Below are 22,489 nucleotides of genomic sequence, written 5' to 3' on the forward strand. Positions count from 1 at the left end.
CTCAGCCTTTCCGTTATTTTTATGTTCTGCTGTCGATGCTCTCTTTGATCTGTCGGAACGAAACGCCGTATTTGAGCGCGATGTCCTTGGCGTAGCTCACGCCCTGAGGCGGCAGCAGGCTCACCTTGAAGCTGCGCTCGCCGTCGTGGACTCCCGTGACAAGGCTCGCAGCCTTGCTCGTACCCTCGACCTCCTCGTTGAGCGCGTCCACGCTGCGCGCGAGGTCGTGCATGTGTGTGTTGAAAATACAACGCGTGCCGAGGTAGCGCATAGCCCTGACAACGTCCTTCGCGATGAACAGACCCTCGGTGACGCTTGTTGTCGCGAGGCTCTCGTTGAGCAGCATTATGCTGCGCTCGGTCGCCTGCTCAAAAATCTCTGCAAGACGCTTGCTCTCCTCGCCAAGACGTCCGAGGTCGACGGTGTCATTCTCGTCGGCCGGGAAATGCGTGAAGATATTGTCGCAGGGGCTGATCGCGGCACTCTCGGCAGGCACGTAAATGCCAAGCTGCGCGAGAAGCATCGCGATACCCCAAGCCTGAGTGAAGATCGTCTTTCCGCCGCGGTTCGGACCGGTCAGAATGAAGATGCGCATATCATCGTTGAAGTCGATATCGTTTGTGATGATATTGATATCCTCGCCGCCAGCCTTGTTGATAGCGAGTTTGAGGTTGTACAGCCCCTTAAACGAGCAGTCGCGCTGTTCGGGCGGCAGGATCCGAGCCTTGCATACCGGCATACCCGTCGCCATGATCTTCTCGATAAGCTCAGCCCAGCGGATATAAAAGAGGATCTCGGGCATGAGGTTAATGAGCATATAGCCGCTGATATTGACATAGCGCCTGATCGTGTTTTTTATCTCGTTGACCGTCTGCTTCATGATGTTGGTGACGGTGTCCTTGATAGCGTTCGAGAGCGAATCCGCGCCTGTTACCACCGAGGTGCGCGTGTGAACTCCCGTCATGTTTTCATTCAGCTCGATCTTGCGGTTGAACTCCACCGCCTTGATCGGCGTTGCGGGGTGGAAAACGCGGATACTGCCCGTGTCGGTGCCGTGGTGAAGCTCGTCCTTGCGGTCGGCGAAGTTCATGAAACGGCGCATGAGGTTCGACTCGCGGTACTCGATGTCGTTGAGAGAAACAACGCCCGCAGACGCAGGTCTGAGCATACTGTCGAGGTTTACGCCGATGGTTATGCTCTTTATGCGGCGCACCTTCTCAAAGGTCTCGTCGATGTCCTGCCGCAGCTCGGGAAAGCCGCTGTCGGCGGAAATATCGCGGATAATCTGCCGCAGGGTGAGCATACCCTCGGACTTGACGTCAAGCTCCTCGAGCACGTCCTTCATCGCTGTGATGCAGGTCACGTAGTCGTCTATCTCACGCAGGCGGTTGACGAGCGACCAAAGCGCCGAACCCTCCTGATCCTTCTGAAACCGCTCTATGTCGCGCAGATCGGCGAGCTTTACAACAAGCTCCTCCATCGCGTCGCGCAGCTTCGGAAAGCGCAGAAAGTCCTCGAAAACGTCGCAGCGGTAGCGTATGACCTCGGGGTCGTCCGTGACGCGCGTCATGATTTTTCGGATATGGTCGCGCTCGTACCGCTGTTTCGTGAGCGCGTCCAGCAGGAACTCGATCGAGAGGTCGTTGACACTCTCGGGGGTCAGGGTCTTGTAGCTTTGATCCGCGTCCTGCGGAAACATCAGGCTGTAATCCATAGCTCATTCCTCATTTTATCAGATTTTTGAACGAATTAACGCGCGCGTAATCTTCCTTCGCCTGACGCGCGTTGCGCATTATTTCCTCCCTGAGCAGAGTCAGGCTGTCAAACTTCTTTTCGGGGCGGATAAACGTGAGCAGCCTTACGTCAGCCTGCTCGCCGTATAGCTCCGCGCCGCGGTACTCAGGCATCCACGTCTCCCACAGCGGCTTTGTGCCGCCGACGGTCGGCTTGATGCCGATATTTGTCACGCCGCAGTACTGACCGCCGTTCTCAAGGGTCACGAGAGAGGCGTACACTCCGAAGCGCGGCATAACAAGGTCGGGGTGCATCTGTTGGTTGAGTGTCGGTGTGCCGAGCTCCCTGCCAAGGCGCATTCCGTGGATGATCTCCGCCTTGAAGCCGAAGCGCGAGCCTAGCATATCGTTCGCCCGCTCGATCTCTCCCTCGGAAATGAGTTTTTTTATCAGCGTCGAGCAGATAACCTCGCCGTCCACCGTCTCCGGCGGCACAATCGTGATACCGACGTTGTTTTGGTCACAGAGCCGCTGCAGCATGGCGATATCACCTTCGGCGTCCTTTCCGAAGTGGTAGTTGAAGCCGCAGAACAGCTCCTTAACGCGCAGCTTTTTTACGAGGATCTCAAAGAAAAAGCTCTCTGCGCTCATGTCCATTACGGCGTTGAAATCGAGCATTACCGTCCGCCGTATCCCAATGCTCTCAAGGCTTCTGAGCTTGTCCTCCTTCGTCATCAGGTAGAAAAACGGCTTGTCGGACATGACCGCCTTCGGGCTTTCGGCAAAGGTAAGACAGAGCGGCAAAAGTCCGCATTTCTCCTGCTTTGCCGCGAGGGACAGAACCTTGCGGTGTCCGAGGTGCAGCCCGTCAAAGAAACCGAGAGCCGCCGCAGTATTCTGTTTTTCCGAGCATATGTTAGTCAGTGTATGCATACGATTGAATATTCCTTAAATCTTTCCGCTGTCGAGCAGCAGCTTTGTCTTGAGCACGGTGATCTGGGTTTTTGCGTCGGGGATCTGATTATTCAGAACCATCTCGAGCGCCTTGTCCAGCGGTATCTTTTCGACGTTGAGAAATTCGTCCTCGTCGGGTCTGCTCTCGCCCACGCTCGACACGCGGCAGGCGTAGAGGTGAATGATCTCGTCGGTGTATCCCGGCGACGGATAGACCTGACCGAGAGATATGTATGAGTAACCCTCGGCGCCTGTTTCCTCGAGCAGCTCGCGCTTGCCGTTTTCGAGCGGAGTCATGCCCTTCTCGAGCTTACCCGCCGGCAGCTCAAGCACCTCCTCCTTGTAGGGGTAGCGGAACTGGCGCACAAAGAACAGGTTGTTTTCATCATCGAGCGCGGCGATACATACTCCGCCCGGGTGACGGACGATTTCGCGCATGGCTCGGCCTCCGTCCGGGAGAATCACCTCGTCGTGGAACATGTGAAGGATCTTGCCGCTGAACAGCTCCTTGCTGGTTGCAGTGGTTTCAGTGGTTTTCATATTTTTTACCTCATGGGGTTGATAGATTGAATTATCCGTATTATTGCGAACAGGTACGGCGGCTCCTCGAAATCTCGGCAAAGCGCCGCCTGAAAATTTACTCGATCGGAAAAAGTGTCTGCGGCCGCGATATACTTGCAATCGACATCGGACACTCCGTTTGCCGCGGTCTTGTTGTCGGCGGCGTGCATGGAACAGAATATCTCACTGTCCTTGCCGCTCTGAAATTCGCTGACGAATACGCCGCAAATCCCGACGGACTGCGCCTGACAGTAGTGCCGTGTCTTAATCCCGACGGTACCGAGATCGCCCTGACAGAGAAAGTATATTGGCAGGCAAACGCAAGCGGAGTCGACATCAACCATAACTTCGACGCGGACTGGCAAAACGTCAAAAGGCGCGAACTTGAGCTCGGGATAAGCTCTCCCTCATCCTCGCGGTACGGCGGCGAAAAACCCGAAAGCGAACCCGAAACAAGGGCGATAGTCAGGCTTTGCGAACGCGTCCGATATGAACGTGTGCTCGCGCTGCACAGTCAGGGCCGTGAAATATATTGGGACTTCGGCAAAAACACGCCGAAGTGCTGTCTTGTTCTCGCAGAGGAGATGGCAAAGGTCAGCGGGTACAAGGTCGCAAACCCCGAGCCGATCGCGACGGGCGGCGGCTTCAAGGATTGGTTTATCGAGCGTTTTCACCGCTGCGGCTTCACCGTTGAAATGGGTATCGGCAAAAACCCTCTGCCGCTGAGCGATTTTGAATCGGAATATCCGCGGGTGCGCAGGCTGCTGAATGTCTTTGCCAAAAGCCGCATTTAAAAATCTCGGAGCGACATAAAGCCGCTCCGTTTTTTCAGCCAAAAGTGTTATTCGCCCTCGGTTTCCTCGTCTGTCTCAGGTGCATCGTCGTCAAAGAATGAAATCGAGCTGACGATGTCGTCGATCGCCTCGTCAGAGATCACGTTCGGCTCGTCGAGGTACTTGGAACGGCGCTCGATGCTGTCGATCGCCATCTGCATGCGCTCCTGGGGAGTGCTGGGCTTGCGCGGCTCGGTGTAGATTTCGTCGTCCTCGGGATTCTGGATATTCACATACTCCTCGTCCGCGGTTTCGGGCTCGGGCTGTGAAGCAGACTCCTCCTCGGGGATATTCTCGACAAGCGCGGGCTCGCTTCCGTCGTCTGCTTCCGCGGACGGCTTGCTCTTGTCAATGCCGAAGTTGGGCGCGTCGTAGTTCTCGTCGATAGCCTCTGCGGCAGCCATGATCACCTCGCCCGGCATATCGATCTGCTTATCGCGTCTTGCCTCAGCAACGGCCTTGAGCTCGTCGAGGTGGTTGACGGGCTTCTCTACCTTATCTGAATTCTCGTCAAAATAAATATCGTACCAAACAAGGAACACGTATACCGTCCATACGCGGCGGCTGTTGTCCTCCTTGCCGCTGAAATGCTCGTCGAGCCAGTGGATAAGCGCTTCGGTGTTAAAGAACTTCTGCGCGGTCTTGCCCTGGAACTTGCGCTTCACGACGTTGTAGTACTTCTCGTCGCGCAGCCATACGCGCGTCGGTACAGGGAAGCCGAGCTTCTCCTTCTCGGCGGTCGCCTCGGGAAGATGGCGCACAGCAGCTTTTCTCATCGCGTACTTAGTATTCTGCTTGTTGACGCGAAGCTCTGTGGGCAGAGATGACGCGACCTTGAACACTTCCTTGTCGAGGAAGGGTACGCGCAGCTCGAGCGAGTTCGCCATACTCATGCGGTCAGCCTTGAGCAGAATATCGCCGACCATCCACATATTCATGTCGAGGTACTGCATCTTTGTAACGTCGTCCTGCTTGCGGCAGCGGTAGTAATACTTCTTCGCGTGGGTCTGCGGAGCTGTCGCGATCGACGGGTCCTTGAGGATCTCCTTCTTCTCGCGCAGGTCGTACATGAACGCGTTGCCGATGTATCTGTCCTCGAGCGGGTCGCAGGCTCGGATAAGGTAGTCGCGTCCCTTGATGTCTGGCAGCTTGCGGCAGATCGCGCGGATTGCCCTGCGCAGGAAGTGCGGAACGATCTTCTGGTACATTCTGAAAACGCGCGGATCGTTGTAGCAGGTGTAGCCGCCGAAGAGCTCGTCGGCACCCTCGCCCGAGAGGACGACCTTTACGTATTCGCTCGCGAGTCTGGATACGAAATACAGCGCGATGCACGACGGGTCGGCAAGCGGCTGATCCATGTGGTACTGAACCGTGGGAACAGCGTCCCAGAATTCCTCGCTCGAAATCAGGTGAGTGTGATGCTCAACGCCGATCTTGCGGCTGAGCTCCTGAGCCCAGCTTATCTCATTATATTTCTCGCCGAAGTCAAAGCCTACGGTGAAGGTCTTCTGGTCGGCGAAGTAGGTCGATACATAGCTTGAGTCAACGCCTGAGGAAAGGAAACAGCCAACCTCAACGTCGGCGATCTTGTGGGCGTTAACGGAGTTTTCGAACACCTTGTCGATCATGTCGACAGCCTGATCCTCGGTGATGCTGTCGTCGGGTCTGAACCGCGGCTCAAAGTAGCGTGTGGTTTCAACCTCGCCGTCCTGATACCAGAGGTAATGACCCGGCAGCAGGCAGAAGATGTCCTCAAAAAAGGTCTGAGGCGGCACTGCGTACTGGAAAGAAAGGTAGGTATCGAGAGCGCGCTTGTTGAAGCGCTTTTCGTACTTTGGGTACTCGAGAATGCTCTTGATCTCGCTGCCGTAGACAAACTCACCCTCAACCTGAGCGTAGTGCATGGGCTTGATTCCGAAGAAGTCGCGAGCAAGAAACAGCGACTTGTTGACGGTGTTGTAAATGGCAAAGCCAAACATTCCGCGTAGCTTTAAGAGCAGATCCTCTTTCCACTCCTCGAAGCCGTGAACCAGAACCTCGCTGTCGGTTTCGGTGTAGAACTTGTGGCCCTTCTTGATAAGGGTCGCGCGAAGCTCCTTGTAGTTGTATATCTCGCCGTTAAATGTGAGAACAAGAGTCTTGTCCTCGTTGTAAATCGGCTGATGACCGGAGTCAAGGTCGATAATCGACAGTCTGCGGAAGCCCATGTTGACCGAGTCGTCGATATAGAAGCCCTCGGAATCGGGTCCGCGGTGAGTGATCACCGCAGTCATCTTTTTCAGCACGTCCTCGCGTTTTTCAAGCTTGCCTGTGAAGCCGCAAATTCCACACATATTTAAAACCCCTTTCAGGTAACTTATATTCTTTTTTATTTTACCACATTATCACCACAAATTCAACAGTCATAATCATTTTTTTGTAGCGTTAATTTCACTTCGTCTAAAAGGGAAAATTCGGCAAATTCTGTTGCATTTCTCACGGTTTCATAGTACAATAATACCATAATCCCTGACGAGGAGCTGAGTTTTTTATGGTAAAAAGATACACTACGGGCGAACCGATCAACACCGAAGCGGTCGTTAAAGCCGTTGCCGCAAGCGATTTTTCGGACTTTCCCTTTGAGCACAAAACAGAGAACGGACAGTTCGTTTTCTCCTTCAAAATGGCTGACGACGACATAATCTACGGTCTCGGAGAGGCTCCGCGCGGCATCAACAAGCGCGGATGGATTTATCAGAGCTACTGCAGCGACGATCCCTTCCACACCGAGACAAAGCAGTCGCTCTACGCCGCCCATAACTTCCTGATTTTCCGCAGGTACGGCATTTTCATCGACTTCCCCGCCAGGATCCGCTGGGATATCGGCTACACAAAAGCCGACGCCGCCGAGATCACGATTGACGGCACGGACTTTGACATCTATATCATCGAGCAGGACAAGCCCGTTGAGATAGTCCGCGAGTTCCGCGAAATCATCGGTCAGAGCTACATTCCGCCCTTCTGGGCATTCGGCTATCAGCAGTGCCGCTGGAGCTATCACAACGCCGAAGCTGTCGAGAATGTGATCAAAAACTACGACCGGGCAAATATTCCGCTTGACTGCGTTTACCTCGACATCGACTACATGGAGCGCTACAAGGACTTTACAATCAACAAAGAAGCCTTCCCGAATTTTGAGGACTTCGTCGCAGACAAAAAGGCGCGCAATATCCACCTTATCCCGATCATCGACGCGGGCGTAAAGAAAGAGGACGGATATGACGTCTACGAAGAGGGCAAGGCTAACGGCTACTTCTGCAAAACCGCCGACGGCAGCGACTTCAAGGGCGGCGTGTGGCCGGGCATCGTCGGCTTCCCCGATTTTCTCAGGAAAGACGTGCGCGAGTGGTTCGGCTCAAAGTACAAGACCCTCACCGACATGGGCATTGACGGCTTCTGGAACGATATGAACGAGCCGGCGATCTTCTACTCCGAGCAGGGTCTGCAAAAAGCTCTCAACGAGGCGGCGGCTCTCAAGGGCGAGAACCTCGACCTCGGTAAATTCTTCCACCTCAAGGACGTTTTCATGGGGCTGTCGAACTCTCAGGACGACTACTCGAGCATCTACCACGAGGTTGACGGCAAGCGAGTCAATCACCAGAAGGTGCACAACATCTACGGCGCGAGCATGACAAAAGCGGCAGGCGAACACTTCGAAAAGACCTTCGGCAAGGAGAAAATCCTGATGTTCTCGCGCGCGTCTTACATCGGCGCACACCGCACGAGCGGTATCTGGTTTGGCGACAACCACTCCTGGTGGTCGCACATTCTGCTCTGTCTTAAGATGCTGCCCTCGGCGAATATGTGCGGCTTCCTCTACTGCGGCGCCGATTTGGGCGGCTTCAACGAGAACGCTACCCGCGACTTGGTTCTCCGCTTTCTCGCTCTCGGCGCGTTCACGCCGCTCATGCGAAACCACTCCGCGCTCGGAACGAGAGATCAGGAGTGCTACCGCTTTGAAAATGCCGAGGACTTCCGCGACATCATTCAGGCGAGATACCGCCTTATCCCCTACCTATACCGCACCTTCCGAAAGGCGAGCGAGGAAAACGGCATGATATTCCGTCCGCTCTCGTTCGACTACCCCGACGACAAGATCGCCCGCGAGTGCGAAACCCAGCTTATGCTCGGCGAGGAGTGCATGATTGCTCCCGTATACGAGCAAAACGTCAGCGGTCGTTACGTATATCTGCCAGAGGACATGACGTTCGTAAAGCTCAGCGGCGAAAAGGTCACCAAGCAGGAGTTCAAAAAGGGCGTGCATTACGTCGATATCGCACTCAACGAGGTGCCTCTGTTCATCAAAAAGGGCAAAAGCATCGAGCTGTGCAAGCCCGCGATGCGCACCGCGCTGCTCGACACCGAAAACCTCGAATACATCTGACAGACATAGCAAAAGCGCCTCCGTCAATCGGAAGCGCTTTTTTTCTCTCTGCCGAACAGCAGCTTTAGAATAATCGGGGTCGCGATGCTAGACACGATGATCAGCAGGATCACCGATGTGAAATACACAGAGCTTATCATGCCCTCGCTCAGTCCTCTCTGCGCGACAATCAAGGCGACCTCGCCGCGCGTCATCATGCCGACGCCTATCTTGAGCGTGTCCTTGCCCTTGAAGCCGCAGAGCCTTGACATAGCGCCGCAGCCGATGATCTTCGTCGACAGCGCGACGAGCACAAATGCAGCGGAGAACAGCACGATGTCCCATGTTATGCCGCTGACGTCCGTTTTAAGACCGATACTCGCGAAGAAAATCGGGCCGAAAATCATGTATGAGTTGATGTCGAGCTTTTCCTCGATATAGTCCGAATCGCGCAGGCTGCACAGGATAATACCCGCGACGTATGCGCCCGTGATGTCAGCGATACCGAAAACGTGCTCGGCGACGTATGAAAATCCGAAACAGAGAACCAGTGCGAGAATCGGAATGCGGTGGGTACGCGGATAGCGCTTGTCGACAAACTGAAACGCCTTGTAGATAACAAAGCCCACGACAATCGCAACAGCGAAGAACGCGATCGTGTTGAAGCCGACGCGCCACGGATTTGAGTCCGGGTTTTTGAAGCCGATCACGAAGGTCAGAACGAGAATGCCGATTACGTCGTCGATTATCGCCGCGCTGAGTATCGTTGTGCCGAGCTCGGTTTTGAGCTTGCCGAGCTCCTTTAGGGTTTCGACGGTGATGCTCACGCTCGTAGCGGTCATGATCACGCCGATAAACACCGCGGTCAGGAACTTCTCGCTTCCCCACGGCGAGAAGCCGTAGAAGCACTGATAGAGCAGCGTTCCGCCGACAAGCGGCACAGCCACACCCGCGCAGGCTATCGCGAGCGCCTTAGGCCCCGTACGCAGCAGATCGCGGAGATTGGTGCCCAGACCCGCCGAGAACATAAGAATTACCACGCCTATCTGAGCGCAGACGTTGATGAAGTCGTTTTGCTGAACAAAGCCGAGCACGCTCGGGCCGATAAGCAGTCCCGCGACAATTTCGCCGACTACCTGAGGCGCCTTGAGCTTGCGCGCGACAAGTCCGAAAACCTTGGCGAAAAGCATGATTATCGCAAGGTCCTTGAAGATGGATAGCACGTCCACAAATATCGTCTCTTTTCCTCATTTTCTTATTCTATGTTACACCCTGAACAGAAAATTGTCAAAACGAAAATCCCCTGTCATTGACAGAGGATTTTATATATTTTTATACCTTCTTTGTTTTTTCTGATAACCGCGGCTCCGTTCCTTTGGAGCCTGCCTCCGCTGAGGAGATTTGAGAAAAGCACCTCGCCGCCGCAGTCAATGTCAACAGCTTTCTTTCCCGCGTTGACAATCACCTCTATGCTGCCGCCCTTTGTGTAGGATAGCAGGCGCGGATTGTCACTGTCGAGATGGTATTTGATATCATTCTCCCTCAGCTCGGGGTTTTCGCGGCGCATTTTGAGAAGCGCGCGGATTTTTCCGATAAACTCATCATGACCGCCGCGCTCGATTTCATCCCACGGCATCGGCGTGCGGTTGTACGGATCGCGCTTTCCCTTCATGGCGATTTCGGTGCCGTAATAAAGACAAGGCGCGCCCGTCATAGTCGTCAGTACAACGAGTTTCTGGAGCAGTACGTCGAGGTTTCTACAGCTCTCGGCAGCGCGCGGTGTGTCGTGAGTGTCGAGGAAATTCAGCATCGCGCGGTTAACCTGCTCGGGATAGAGCGAGTGGCAGGCGTTCATTGCGTAAACAAAATCCTGCGCGGTGAGCTTTGTGTTCTTCCAATAGTCGTTGACGCAGCCCGAGAACGGATAGTTCATCACCGCGTCGTACTCGTCGCCATACAGCCAGTTGAGCGAATCGACCCAGATCTCGCCGAGAAGATAGATCTCAGGCTTGATCGCCCTGACCTTCTCGTGAACCTTGCGAATAAAGGAGTGCGAAACCTCGTCGCCGACGTCAAAGCGGATACCGTCGATGTCCCATTCCCTCGCCCAGTAGCAGCAGAGGTCTGAGAAATACTTAACGACCTCTGGGTTGTTGGTGTTGAGCTTGGGCATCGGCGCCCAGAACGAGAATGAATAGAACCTTCCGTCGGCGGTGGTGAACTCTTCCTTCATGAAGTCGTCTGAGTTGATGAAGAACCAGTCGAAGTACCTTGAAGCTCTGCCCTTTTCGCACACGTCAAGCAGAGGCGGAAACTTGTGGCCGCAGTGGTTGAACACAGCGTCGAGCATGATGCGGATTCCGCGGCTGTGCGCTTCTCTGACAAGCTCGCGCAGGTCGTCCTCTGTGCCGAAGTCGCTGTCGACCTTGGTGTAATCGAAGGTATTGTATTTGTGACTGGAGTTGGACTGAAAAATCGGGGTCATGTATATTCCGCTGATACCGATATCCTTGAGGTAGTCGAGCCTCTCGGTGATTCCCCTGAGAGTGCCGCCGTAGCAGTCGTACCACTGAGGGTTCGAAAGGTCGCCCCATACGCGGAATTTTTCATCTTGCGGCGCGTCATGGTGGCGGCAAAAACGGTCGGGCATGATCTGGTACCACACCGTGTCGCCCACCCACTTCGGCGGCGCGATTATGTCGGACGGATTGAGCCACGCGTACTTGAAGAACTGCTTTGAGGTGTCATTTGCCTCGCTCTTTTCGCAGAGCTTGTTTTCGTACAGACAGTATGTCCTGCCGTCGGCTTCCAGCTCAAAGTAATACATCAGCCGCTTATACTCGGGACGGACTTTCAGGGTGTAAATCACCTGATATCTCAGCTCGCGCGAAAGGCTCATTCGTTCGCGTCTGCCGTACCATTCGCTCTTGCGGTTGAGCTCATGAATAAACGGATCCTCGTGGACCAGATATACCGCGTCAACGTCCCTGTCCGTGCGGATATTTATAACGATCTCGTTGCCGTCGGGAGAATAGCACATATCGGGTGTGCTGCGATGATAGACCGCCGCGAAGTTCATAGGCTCCTCCTTATTCCACTACGTCCAGATTATATATGAGATTCATGTCGACGTCACCGTAGATACCGCTGACGCTTCCGTTTTCGCTGTACTGCCAGACGTCGCACTCGATTGTGCACCGCTCAGACCAGTGCGCGTTCCAGACGGAGATCCCGTCGCGCAGGAGGCGTGAGTGGTCAAGCTTTGTCTGGTACACCGAAACGCTCGAGTAAATACCGGGACGGTAGCCCGCGCTCTCGATGACCGAGCAGAAATTCAGCGCCATCTGTGTGTATTCGGACTTCGTCATGCGCTCCATAACGGAGTCGATTTCGAGGTCGTAGTATAGCGGCATGTCGAGCTTTCTGCCGCCGAGACAGTACAAGCAAGCCTCAGCCTCCTTGAACGCCTCGTCCACGGATTCGGAGTAGCTGAACCAGTACGCGCCGACCTTCAGACCTGCCGCCTTTGCCTTTTCGTAGTTCTCGACAAAACGGTTGTCGATCTGGTCAAGCTCTCTGCCGTAGCCCGCGCGGAGAATCACATAGTCGATTCCGCTCTTCTTTACCTTATCGAAATCAATACTGCCCTGCCATGTGGAAACATCAATCAGCGTAGCGCAGCTGCCGTCGACAGTCACGTTAAAGGATGCGCTCAGTCCGTTGTAGGTGGTCACGGTCACGGTGTCAACGCCCTGACGGATACCCGTAAGCTCGATGAAATCGCTGCCCTGTTCGGTCGCCCTGACAAGTCCGTTAACAGAGTTCACGGTGATATTCGCGTTGTTGACGGCGGTGTTTCCGTCGACGCGGAATCGTGCCTTCTCACCTACCTGCATCAGCGACGGCGCGTTTGAGAGCTTTATCCTCTCGGACGCGGGCAAAACCTTTACGTCGGCATAAGCCCTCACGCCGTTGATAAGCTCGCAGTAAATCTGAGTTTCTCCCTCGCCGACCGCAGTCGCGATGCCGCCCCCGGGCGCGATCGAAACGACACTCTCGTCAAGCGAGTGGTAGACGCGTATGTACGCAAACCCTCCGCCCGCGACGTGGCTGTCAAAGTCAAAGCTGTCGCCGAGCGCGAGTGTCACGCTGCTCTCGTTGAGCGTCAGACCCTGAGCCATGCGGTATACAGTGACCTCGCAGGAATCGCTGAGACCGTTCGCGAGAGTACAGCTGATGGTTGCCTTTCCCGCACCGATCGCAGTCGCGTAACCCGTAACGCTGTCTATTTTCATTACATTCTCGTTGTCCGAGGAATACACGCGCTTGAACGCCGCCGCGTCAGCGTCGACAAAGCTCCTGAAGGTGTAATACTCCTCAGAGCCGAGGTCGAGAGAGCTTCGGTTCAGCTTTATTTCCTTTGCCTCGCTGCAGATTTTGAAGTCGCACCACGCGGTAACGCCCTTTCCCGTGTCACAGGCAACACTCGCTTCGCCTGTCGTCTTCGGGGTGACGGTGCCGTTTTCGTCGACGGTCAGCACACTTTCGTCCGTGCTCATGAACGTAACGGACGGCGCGTTTGTCTCAACGGTAAAGGTGTAGCTCTCGTTGAGCCCCATCTCGACGTTTTCCTCGTTGATTCTGAGGTAAATCGCCTCGGTTGTCGATTCTTCCGTCGTCGGTTCCGTCGGCACCGCTGTTGTCGGCTGTTCCGTTGTAGGCTCTGCGGTTATCGGCTCAGTCGGTTCTGATGTCGCCGGCTCGGTCGGTTCTGCCGTTATCGGCTCTGTCGGGTCTGCCGTCGTTGGCTCGGTTGGTTCTTCCGTGGCGAACTGATTCAGATAATCGTCACTGCGCACATCATAATAACGGGCACAGTGCATCTGCACGATCGTTGCGTCAACGATATCGATCTCTCCGCTGAAATCGAGGTCATAGATGTTCTGTTCCTTTTCGGTCGGCGCTTTCAATCCGGCCGCGATGCGCTGAATAGTTGTCGCGTCTGTAATGTTGTAGGTGTACGCCTTGATGTCACTTGTCTTTTCCGCAAAGTCCGCGGCACTGACAGGAAGCGAAAACGCGCACATCACAGCGGCAAGCGCCGCCGCTGTAAATCTTTTCAGTCTCATAAGTCTTCCTCTGAATATAGATTATTTTTCCAAAAATAAAAAATGAGTATTTTTGTCTATTATAACACAGCAAATAGGGTTTTGCAACAAAAAGCAGCCGGCTCCGTGCAAAGCCGACTGCAATAATTCAGTATGTAATTGTCTTTCCGCTTTGCAGATATCCGCTGACATACCTTCCGTACCTGTCGACACAGCGGACGGTGTAGGTATATCTTCCGCCTTTGCGGACATCCCTGTCGATAAACGTGGTTGTGTAAACCGTGCCGAGAGATGTCCAGCCGCCGCCGGAATTCCTGTAAAACACCCTGTAGCCGTAAGCGCCGTCAACCGCTTTCCATGATATCCTGACTCCGTTTGACGCATTCGCAAGACTGAAATCGGGAGTGCCGACAAACGTCGCGCGCCAGCCCGTGTAATTATAGCCGCTGCAGGTGTTGCCGTTTCTGTCGAGCGCGCGGATCGTGTAGGTGTAGGTGTGGCCGCTGCGAACGTCCGTATCAACAAGGCTTGTGCCGTCTGCGTCGCCGAGCGCTGACCAGCCGCCGAGGGTGTTCCTGTAATAGACTCGATAAGCCGCCGCACCCGAAACAGGCTCCCAGCTCAGACGGATTCCCTTTTCAACGCTTTGGTTATCCGTGATCACGGGCGGTTCAACGTATGTTGCCGACCAGCCGACGTGGTTGTAGTCGGTCACAAAATTATCGTTCTTATCAAGTCCGCGGACAGTGTAGGTCTCACGTCTGCCCGACCTGACCTTTTTGTCTGCGAAGAAGCAAGCTGTAGTCGTGCCTAGGCCTGTCCAGCCGCCGCTCGAGTTTCTGAAATAAACCCTGTATTTTGTGACTCCCTTTACGGCGTTCCAGCGAACGGTGATGCTGTCGTTTGTATTTTGCAGGCTCTGAACCTGCGGAGTATCGAGCTGGTATGTCATGCTCCAGCCAACGGGGTCATAGCCGCTGCACGGCTGTCCGTCAGCACCGATAGCGCGTATCGTGTAGGTCTCGGTTCTGCCCAGCGAAACCCCGGGGTCGGTATAGGTAAGCTTATCGGTGTCCTTCATTCGCTTCCACTGACCGGTGACGTAGCGGTAGTAAAGCCTGTAACCGTATGCTCCGTCAACCGCGTCCCATTTGAGCTTGATGCCGCCTTTGACGCACTCGGCGGAAACGATTTTCGGCGCGGGCAGCTTGTCCGAGGGAATCAGAACAGCGCCTTCGTTTTCGCCGACCTCAACCGTGAACTGCGTTTTTATTCCGTTTGAAGAAACCGTCACGGTCGTTTCTCCGACGCCTGCGGCGGTTATTCTGCCGCATTCATCTACCGTCGCAACGCTCCTGTCGGCACTCGAATAGCTGAACTTATTAACAGCGTTTACAGGCCGCACATCGGGCACAAGCAGATAGCTGTCGCCGACACCCATTCTCACGCCCTTTCCGTCAAGGACATACGAGCTGAGCGGCGCGGTGACGGTGTAGTTGATCCCGACCTTGACCAGCTTCGGCGTTTTGGCGTATGTAACCGAGCCGCCGCTTCGGACGGTGGTATTGGCGCTCACGTCGTCAGCGGAGCTGTCATACATAAAATACAGCGCGTCGAGTCCGCAGTCATAGACGCGGTTGCAGCGCACCTCTTTCGCGCCCGAACCGCCGAGAAGAACAATCCCCTGATTCACGGTACCGCTGACCTCGTTCTCCGATATTTTTTCAAACTGCGAGGTGTAGGCCGAAATACCGTACTTTCCTGTTTTCGCCACGCGGTTGCGCGTTACATTCGTTACTTCGCTGTCAACAATCTGAATGCCGTTCACAGGCGCGCCTGTGATATAGTTGCGCGTGATTTCGTCGGTCTGCGCGCGATCTATCAGGACAATTCCGTAATAGTTCGCAGGGTGGACGGTGTTTTCCGTGCAGCGGATCTCGTTGCCGCTGACGCGCGCGTTCCCGGTTTCCTCGAGGCGTACACCGTGACCGTGAGCTTCAATGTAATTATCCCGTATTTCAACATTTGTGATGTAATATTCGCCCGCGGGTATTCCGCCCTCGTCCGTTGAGGGCTCGTCGAGCCTGTCGCCCATAACCGCGATTCCCTGACAAACATACTGCGCATAAATGTCGTCGATGGTGCCGATTTCGGTCAGAGTGTTGTCGTGTATGCTGATATTCGCCGCCGCAGGTTCTTGGTAAACACTCGGGACGTGGCTCTCGGTGCCGCCGAGCGTTGACAGATAATCGGAACGGTACAAGCCGCTGCCGTGCGCCATTATTGAGTAAAGAGAGAATCCGCGCGGAGCACTCTCGACGATGTTGTGAGAGATATCGACGTTGATCCAGTTCACGCCCTGAACCGCGGCGCTCTTGATATTGCGGAAAGTATTGTGTCTGATTTTTACTCCGTCGAAAGGATTATTGAGCACGCCCGTGTGGGTGCCGATGCCGCGCGGCACGTTGTCAAACGTGCAGTTCTCAATCAGAATATTGCGCATATTCAAGTCCTCGACACGGCAGTTGACCATGTGGGACGGGTGGAGGATATCGAACTGGATCGCCTCATAGCCGATGCCGTCAACGGGCAGAATCTGATCCTTGAATGTACAGCCGATTGCGGTAAAGCCGTCTACGCCGGCGACCTCCATCATATGACCGCCGCGTTCGTTTTGGAGAGTCACGCCCTCCATCTTGAAATCAGCGGCGTGAGCCGCCTTTATCATCGTGTTGTAACCCGCATTGCCGTCGAGCGTTCCGCCCAGCAGAGTGATATTACGGTAAAAATATCCTGTCGCGCCCGAGTCCGTTGTGTCCTCACTGCCGACGCGAATCATGTTGCCGAGGTTAAGGCGGGTAACCGTCACCCCACGCAAATCAAGAATGGTGTAATCAAAAATATGCAGACCGTATTCAAGGCCGTAATTTCCCGCGGGCACTCTTACAGTGACCTGAGTCTTTTCATTCGCAAGCTGTCCCGCGCTGTCGAGAGCCGTCTGAACCGCTTCCGAGAATCCTCTTTCGGCGATTGTCGCGGCGCTGACCTCAATAATATCTGTATCCGTTTCTGTCGCGGCCGCTCCATTGGAAAAAACCGCCATCCCCGCAAGCGTCAGCACGCACAGCAGTACTGCCGAGGCTTTTTTGAGGAAAAACTTCATATCTTGCACCTCTTTGCTAAAAAACTATATATGATTATACCTTGTTTTGGGCAGAGTGTCAACGACGAATTTCCGTTCAGCCAAAAAGAAAAACAGTGGTATCAAGGCGTCTGCCCAAATACCACTGCTTTCACCTGAAAATGAAACGCAGGAATAATTACTTCATGCTGTTCTCGTAGGACTCAATCATTTTCTTAGACGTGTGTCCTGTACGGCTAACATTTTTCAAGAGCGTTTTGATGATTTTGTCGCCTGCGTTCAGCTCGATTTCAAGCCGCATTCCGTTTTCTTCGGGATAAACAAGTATCTGCTTGATGAACCTGTCCACAAAGCTGCGGTCGAGCTCGTCTCCGTTAAGGCTTTCGGCGGCGAGGTTGAGGATATCGCGGATCTCGGCAAGCTCCTTGTTGATATCCTTTCTGCCGCTCAGCTGGGCAGTGATAGCTTCGATTTCCTCCTGGCAGCGCTTGATTTCTTCATCGCATTCGGCGGTCATGCGGATGAACTCGCTGTCGGGGAAAAGCCCTTCGATGTTGAGTTTCAGGAGCTTTTGCTTTTTTCGTTGCTCGATATCAATTTCTTTATTCAGGTTTTCGATCCTGTTTGCGCCCTCGTTAGTGCTGAGAAGTTCTTCCGACAGGCGCATGATCAAGTCGGACAATTCCTGAATATTGCTCTGGCTTGACTTGAATACATCTTCCAGAATCGGAATGATCTCATGCTCGTATATCGTCATCGACGGGCAACTGCCCTTGCCGTTTTTGATTTTATAGGAGCAACGCCACGCGGAATTGACAGTACCCTTTTTGCTGACGGTGTCCTTGCGGTAGTAGGGCTTGCCGCAGTGAGCGCAGATCAGTTTGCCTGTGAGCAGGTTGTTGTGATTGGTTTTGTTCTGCTTTTGCTTCACGTCAAGACTGCGGAGCTTTAGGACTTCGTTAGCGCGCTGCCAGAGTTCTTCGGACACGATAGCCGGTACGACCTCGCCGGTTTCATCCTTGTAGATCACCCATTCGTCCTCCGGCAGAAACTTCTGCTTCTTCGTGAACATATCGACGATCTGCACCTTGTTGCCGACATAGTAGCCCATATATTTCGGGTTCTTGATGATGTTCGCCATCGTTGAATGTGAGAGCTTGTTGCCCTTGGTATTGCGGACGCCATTGTTATAAAAATAGGTTTCGAGGTTCTTCATGCTGTACTTGCCGGTGGCGTACAGCTCGAACAGCTCCCTGACAATCGCCGCCTGTTCCTCGTCAATATAAAGCCGCTTGTCAGCTTTGCGGTAGCCGAAGATATTGCTGTTGCCGAGAACGACGCCGTTTTTGATCGCCTGATGATGTCCCCACCGGACACGCGAGGAGATTTTTCTCGACTCGTCCTGCGCCATGGAAGCCATGATCGTCAGGCGGAACTCAGAGTCCTCGTCAAGCGTATTGATGTTGTCATTCTGGAAGTAGACCGCTACGCCGTTGGCTAATAACTGCCGTGTATATTGGATGCTGTCGAGCGTGTTGCGGGCGAATCGCGAGACCTCTTTGGTGACGATCAGATCAAATTTGCCGTCCAATCCATCATCGATCATCTCGTTGAATTTTTCACGTTTCTTAGTCGTTACACCTGAAATGCCCTCGTCGATGTAGCCGCCTGCGAATTCCCAGTTCGGCATATCGCCGATATACTCAGTGAAATACTGCTTTTGATTTTCAAGGGAATTGAGCTGTTCAAGAAAATCCGTGCTGACGCGGGCATAGAAGGCGACACGCAGCGGCAAATCTTTGAAGTTGATCCCCTCGCGTTTTATTTGATTTCTGACCGATAAAATATCCATAGTACGACCTCCTTTGTCCAAACACTACCACGTCTTTGCGGTAATGTCCAGAGAGAATAGCGATATATTTATTATAATTCGGAACAGCCTCCCGTGCATTAGGAGGCTGTTCCCAGTTTTGTCAGATTTTACCTTTATACTTCCGGCTCAGCTCCCTGTCGATCAAACGCAGAAGTTTTCGATATTCATCATCGTTGAATACGGTATTGTGCAATGCGTTTGCAAAGTGTTCCAGCCACAACCTGTCGCCGATCGGGTTGCCGTTACTGATAACTGCTTCCGTAGTCTTTGCTCCCTTCGGATTGGTTTCAGTTTTATTGTTGGCAAAATCTTCTTGATTTATAACTTTCTTTTCCGATGCCATAAGGCATCACAGATTCAAATCTTTTTCCGTTTCCCTCCTTATCCTTGTGTTATAATGGTGCAAATAGCAATTTTCATAGTGGATTTCCTTTCTTTTACATTGAAATTCCTTGCTCGCGTTCGTAGTCCTCGCGTGTACAGTAAGTGTGGAAGGCTTCGTTGGAAATCTTCCGTCCGAGGATTTTTTCTAGGCGGAGTTTTTCCATCGTGTTCATTTCGTTGACGTAATGCGGCTGATAATAGTAGTCCGCAGGAACGGATGAAAGAATATCTCCGAGGAGAGTTATCAGCCCGTCAGTGCTTGTCATGGTGAAACTGTCGTCGTGATACGGCGTTACATAATCACAGTAGGTGTCGAGCATTTCACCATCACAGCCGCCCATGGCGAAGTACAGTTCCAGATTATTCTTCAGGAATCGCTCATCAAACAACTTGTTGTCGCGGACTTTGTAGCCCTCCGGCGTGGTGAAGGTGATATACTTGTACTTGTCCTCCCACTGCACCTTGTAGCCGTGTTCACGCATATACTCGATGAATTCTTCCTTTGTTGCCGACCAACCAATGGCGGAGGACGCGGTTTCAATTAAGTCACGCTTCCATCTGGCGTTGCGCGGATTTTTGGTTTTGGTCTCGGTAACACTCAGTCCGTATTCACGGCAAAGCTGATCGGAATACTCCTTTGCCTGCAGCATCTCGTTGCGGCTCTGGTGAAACTTTTTGCCGTTCTCGAAGTTGACGCTGTTCATAATAAGATGATTGTGGACGGCATGGGTGTTCGTGTGCGTGGCGACAAGGACTTGAAAGCCCGGAAAGTACTCGGCTAACTTCAATCCGATTTCGTGTGCGGTCTCGGGAGTGAGGTTGTCATCAGGCGAGAAGGACTGCACTATATGATAGTAACTCCTGCCGTCCTCTTTGTGAAACCGCTTCTTGACGAACCGGAATTCTTCGAGCGCACTCTCCGGAGAACAGTTGACGCCGCTGATCAATTTGCTCTCCGTCGCTTCACGTCGCGTGACATAATCAAAAATATTGTTCATCGGACTTCCTGCGTTAACGAATTTAACGACTGCCAAAGCCTTGCCACCTCCTCTCTCGTTTCGAGCAAATCGACTTCGTAACAATAGCCGGAATTGACTGCTCTCGTCAATTGGTTGAGGTTGTTGCCGATTTTTCTCAGCTCATTTGCGACTTCATCTACGCCTTTGACGACGACAATCTTTTTGTCAAGCGCACAATCTCGCAGATACATGCTCGGCGTTCGGTAAGATGAGTACGCCTTTTCTTCGATGATTTCTCTCTGCTCGGGCGTGACTCTCGTTGAAATAATTTCAGTTTTCGGTTGTTTTTTCAAATAATTTTCCTCCATAGTTTTTCAAAATATGGGCGCGGGCCTAGCTCGCATCTGCCTTTGCGGCCGCCCGAAAGAGGGCGGTCGTAATACAAAGGCGAAACTGGCAATAAAGCGGAAATGTAGGCTCAAAAAATCTTTCGTTCTTCGGTATAATCCGCTTGAATTTGATAATCGTATTTTTGAATTGGTATGCTGATTTTCGGGGGATTAGGGGGAGAATGAAAGAAAAGCCAGATTCCATGAGGTTTTTGAGAAGTCGGCTCGGGGAAATTGAGGGGAATTTCTCACCCAAAACTCACCCCGGGAGAAAGAGAAGAATCTTCAGCGTTCAAGCCGTTTCCAAAACCTTATCCCCCCGATCACCCCTTATTCAGCAGAGGCAGCGATTTTGTTTGCTTTCTCTTTGATGATACAGAGCAGCTTCATACTGCCCTTTCCGCAAACATTAACCGACTTCACATTTTTGCCCTTATCGGAATCCAGCAAGCCTTCGTATGCCAGCGCTTTAATCAGCTCGTTCTTTTTGATTGTAAACGATTCGCCCTGGCTTTTACACAGTTGATAAACTGCCCTGTGTGCCAAATCCGAATTCAAGCAGTAGAATTCATCATCTTCATATCCGATGAAATTGGCGGGTCTGTAATCATTGAAAACTGTTCTATCCAGCACCACAGCCTGCTCGCTCTCAATCAGAGAATAGAGCTTTTGAATGAAGATCACAGCGGGCTTGTCCTGCTGGATCGTCTTGCTCTGCCGGTTCGCCAAGCCGTAAAGAATCTCGCGGAATTCATCTATGACAAGCTCTTCTTCCGTTTTATCAATGATTTCATTCACATACATAAAATCCAAAAAGAATTCCATGCCTATCATCAGCCATGAAACGATTTCAGGAACTCTGCTGTGGGTTGGAATGTCTGCGTTGTAGAAGGAATCGCGGTGGTATTCAAAGCTGTTGCTCAGGTTTTCAAGCAGCATTGTGTAAGCCTTTTCGTTATGCAGATAGCTGTCTTTCAGGTGCTTGACATACGCCAGCAAACACTTCATCAGCGTGCCGTTCTTCGCTTCCTTTTGGAAGAAACTGAGGTTTTCCAAGTTAACGTCATCGCGCTTCACCTCCAAGATAAAGGTTCTTGCAATTCCGCTCTCACCGACATCGGGAACGGTCTCACCTGTCACGATGGCATTGCCCTCCGGCGGATGGGACTCCATCAGCCGGCAGTCTTTTGTCAGTCTGCCTTTGCCGACACGGTCGCCGTAGGCACGGTCAATGCCCTGCGCGGTGTCAGTGTCCTTTTGCTCCCCTCTACGCGTGCCGGGATGAAAGTCATCGATACAGGTCAGTACATCTTTGAGCGTATAGATACTTGCCAGAATGCTGTTCAGCGTGTCGCTGAAGGACAAGGGCAAATCTGTACCGCTGAACCTTCCGAAGAACGAAAGAAACAATGCCGCCAGCGTACTCTTGCGCGTACCTGTTCTGCCGATCAGGTATAGTACAAATTTCGGCATGTACAACACCTGATTCAGAAATTCGTTAAGCGGCGTCAGAAAAACCAACGCGATCAGCGTCCAGACAATCGCTTTCGTCGCAATCAGCTTGTCCTTCATCATCAGCCATACCGTTTGCAAATCGGATTTTGACCAGTCCTTTGCCATTTCATAGCGGCTGAGCTTTCCGAACAGCCGTACATCATATTTGCCTGCACCCGGAAGAAGGTAATCCCATTTACCGTCAATGTTCTTCCATCCTGTCTTGTAGTACACGTCCTTGGTGTTCTCGAAGGTGGCTGTGCTCTGAATGGCAGCGCAAATTCTTTCAGCTGCTCTCGGCACAGGCTCAATGATACAATCAGCGCCCCAACGCTCAAGCACCCAGTCCATCTTTTTGAACTCGCTTGCAGTGATCTCGATCTCCGGCAGCTTTCTGCCGCTAGCGTGTACGCCGCCGATCCGCATTGTACGCGACGTTCCAACGCCGTCGTCAAACAACACCTCGTTGACGATGTACGCTGTGAAGTTGCAGAGCTTCTCTGTCGTCGGTTTGTTCCGCTTGGTTGTCTCCTGACAGAGGCAACCGTCCACCACCTTGTACGGAAGCGGATATCGTACAAGGTTGTCTGTTGGATTACACATGGGTAATTCCTCCTTTTGAAATTATTTTTGCAAATACCAAACCCCCACCTCGTC

The 22,489-nt window shown here is 52.9% G+C and carries 15 protein-coding genes; 2 read left to right on the top strand and 13 right to left on the bottom strand.

From position 1 onward, the window contains the following. Positions 1 to 19: 19 nt before the first annotated feature. Genes AB1I49_RS09860 through AB1I49_RS09870 form a run of 3 tightly spaced genes read right to left on the bottom strand, consistent with a single transcriptional unit; the run spans position 20 to position 3,227 of the window. Positions 20 to 1,714 (bottom strand): MutS-related protein, encoded by a 1,695-nt coding sequence (locus AB1I49_RS09860; protein WP_407720870.1) that lies wholly within the window; start codon positions 1,712 to 1,714, stop codon positions 20 to 22. 10 nt (positions 1,715 to 1,724) lie between these two features. After that, positions 1,725 to 2,666, bottom strand: a complete 942-nt coding sequence (gene ribF, locus AB1I49_RS09865; protein WP_407720871.1) for a riboflavin biosynthesis protein RibF — start codon at positions 2,664 to 2,666, stop codon at positions 1,725 to 1,727. A 15-nt stretch (positions 2,667 to 2,681) separates the two neighbouring features. Further along, a complete protein-coding gene (locus tag AB1I49_RS09870) occupies positions 2,682 to 3,227 on the bottom strand; it encodes an NUDIX hydrolase (RefSeq protein WP_316611507.1) in 546 nt (181 codons plus the stop codon). Positions 3,228 to 3,253: 26 nt separating this feature from the next. On the opposite strand from AB1I49_RS09870, the gene AB1I49_RS09875 reads away from it, so the two are divergent. Beyond that, positions 3,254 to 4,042, top strand: coding sequence for a M14 family zinc carboxypeptidase (locus tag AB1I49_RS09875; RefSeq protein WP_407720872.1), 789 nt, complete (start codon positions 3,254 to 3,256; stop codon positions 4,040 to 4,042). Positions 4,043 to 4,089: 47 nt separating this feature from the next. On the opposite strand, the gene asnB is transcribed toward AB1I49_RS09875, so the two are convergent. Then, positions 4,090 to 6,414, bottom strand: coding sequence for an asparagine synthase (glutamine-hydrolyzing) (gene asnB / locus AB1I49_RS09880; RefSeq protein WP_407720873.1), 2,325 nt, complete (start codon positions 6,412 to 6,414; stop codon positions 4,090 to 4,092). 197 nt (positions 6,415 to 6,611) lie between these two features. Here asnB and AB1I49_RS09885 point away from each other — a divergent pair, with 197 nt between their 5' ends. Continuing rightward, positions 6,612 to 8,504, top strand: coding sequence for a glycoside hydrolase family 31 protein (locus tag AB1I49_RS09885; protein ID WP_316610073.1), 1,893 nt, complete (start codon positions 6,612 to 6,614; stop codon positions 8,502 to 8,504). Positions 8,505 to 8,527: 23 nt separating this feature from the next. Here AB1I49_RS09885 and AB1I49_RS09890 read toward each other — a convergent pair whose 3' ends face one another. The 9 genes from AB1I49_RS09890 to AB1I49_RS09930 all read right to left on the bottom strand — a co-directional run bounded on the left by AB1I49_RS09890 (position 8,528) and on the right by AB1I49_RS09930 (position 22,435). Continuing rightward, on the bottom strand, positions 8,528 to 9,706 hold the full coding sequence (locus AB1I49_RS09890) for a cation:proton antiporter (RefSeq protein WP_316610076.1): 1,179 nt from the start codon (positions 9,704 to 9,706) through the stop codon (positions 8,528 to 8,530). Positions 9,707 to 9,789: 83 nt separating this feature from the next. After that, on the bottom strand, positions 9,790 to 11,562 hold the full coding sequence (locus tag AB1I49_RS09895) for a glycoside hydrolase family 13 protein (RefSeq protein WP_407720874.1): 1,773 nt from the start codon (positions 11,560 to 11,562) through the stop codon (positions 9,790 to 9,792). A gap of 10 nt (positions 11,563 to 11,572) precedes the next feature. Next, on the bottom strand, positions 11,573 to 13,612 hold the full coding sequence (locus tag AB1I49_RS09900) for a GH25 family lysozyme (RefSeq protein ID WP_407720875.1): 2,040 nt from the start codon (positions 13,610 to 13,612) through the stop codon (positions 11,573 to 11,575). A 127-nt stretch (positions 13,613 to 13,739) separates the two neighbouring features. Beyond that, positions 13,740 to 16,754, bottom strand: coding sequence for a right-handed parallel beta-helix repeat-containing protein (locus AB1I49_RS09905; protein ID WP_407720876.1), 3,015 nt, complete (start codon positions 16,752 to 16,754; stop codon positions 13,740 to 13,742). A 157-nt stretch (positions 16,755 to 16,911) separates the two neighbouring features. Beyond that, a complete protein-coding gene (locus tag AB1I49_RS09910; protein WP_407720877.1) occupies positions 16,912 to 18,585 on the bottom strand; it encodes a recombinase family protein in 1,674 nt (557 codons plus the stop codon). 121 nt (positions 18,586 to 18,706) lie between these two features. After that, on the bottom strand, positions 18,707 to 18,949 hold the full coding sequence (locus AB1I49_RS09915) for a hypothetical protein (RefSeq protein ID WP_407720878.1): 243 nt from the start codon (positions 18,947 to 18,949) through the stop codon (positions 18,707 to 18,709). A 94-nt stretch (positions 18,950 to 19,043) separates the two neighbouring features. Continuing rightward, complete coding sequence (locus AB1I49_RS09920; protein ID WP_407720879.1) at positions 19,044 to 20,024, bottom strand: relaxase/mobilization nuclease domain-containing protein; 981 nt, start codon at positions 20,022 to 20,024, stop codon at positions 19,044 to 19,046. Further along, complete coding sequence (locus AB1I49_RS09925) at positions 19,985 to 20,302, bottom strand: plasmid mobilization protein (RefSeq protein ID WP_407720881.1); 318 nt, start codon at positions 20,300 to 20,302, stop codon at positions 19,985 to 19,987. Before AB1I49_RS09925 ends, AB1I49_RS09920 begins: the two co-directional genes overlap by 40 nt. A 366-nt stretch (positions 20,303 to 20,668) precedes the next feature. After that, positions 20,669 to 22,435, bottom strand: coding sequence for a hypothetical protein (locus AB1I49_RS09930; protein ID WP_407720882.1), 1,767 nt, complete (start codon positions 22,433 to 22,435; stop codon positions 20,669 to 20,671). Positions 22,436 to 22,489 lie beyond the last annotated feature (54 nt).

Origin of the sequence: Ruminococcus sp. NATIVEDY160, assembly GCF_045819885.1 — a bacterium.
GTDB lineage: Bacteria > Bacillota > Clostridia > Oscillospirales > Acutalibacteraceae > Ruminococcoides.

Coding starts and splice junctions, on each gene's coding strand:
- AB1I49_RS09910 (WP_407720877.1), bottom strand. CDS start 18,585: ATGGATATTTTATCGGTCAGAAATCAAATAAAACGCGAGGGGATCAAC.
- AB1I49_RS09870 (WP_316611507.1), bottom strand. CDS start 3,227: ATGAAAACCACTGAAACCACTGCAACCAGCAAGGAGCTGTTCAGCGGC.
- ribF (WP_407720871.1), bottom strand. CDS start 2,666: ATGCATACACTGACTAACATATGCTCGGAAAAACAGAATACTGCGGCG.
- AB1I49_RS09905 (WP_407720876.1), bottom strand. CDS start 16,754: ATGAAGTTTTTCCTCAAAAAAGCCTCGGCAGTACTGCTGTGCGTGCTG.
- AB1I49_RS09895 (WP_407720874.1), bottom strand. CDS start 11,562: ATGAACTTCGCGGCGGTCTATCATCGCAGCACACCCGATATGTGCTAT.
- AB1I49_RS09860 (WP_407720870.1), bottom strand. CDS start 1,714: ATGGATTACAGCCTGATGTTTCCGCAGGACGCGGATCAAAGCTACAAG.
- AB1I49_RS09915 (WP_407720878.1), bottom strand. CDS start 18,949: ATGGCATCGGAAAAGAAAGTTATAAATCAAGAAGATTTTGCCAACAAT.
- AB1I49_RS09930 (WP_407720882.1), bottom strand. CDS start 22,435: ATGTGTAATCCAACAGACAACCTTGTACGATATCCGCTTCCGTACAAG.
- AB1I49_RS09885 (WP_316610073.1), top strand. CDS start 6,612: ATGGTAAAAAGATACACTACGGGCGAACCGATCAACACCGAAGCGGTC.
- AB1I49_RS09900 (WP_407720875.1), bottom strand. CDS start 13,612: ATGAGACTGAAAAGATTTACAGCGGCGGCGCTTGCCGCTGTGATGTGC.
- asnB (WP_407720873.1), bottom strand. CDS start 6,414: ATGTGTGGAATTTGCGGCTTCACAGGCAAGCTTGAAAAACGCGAGGAC.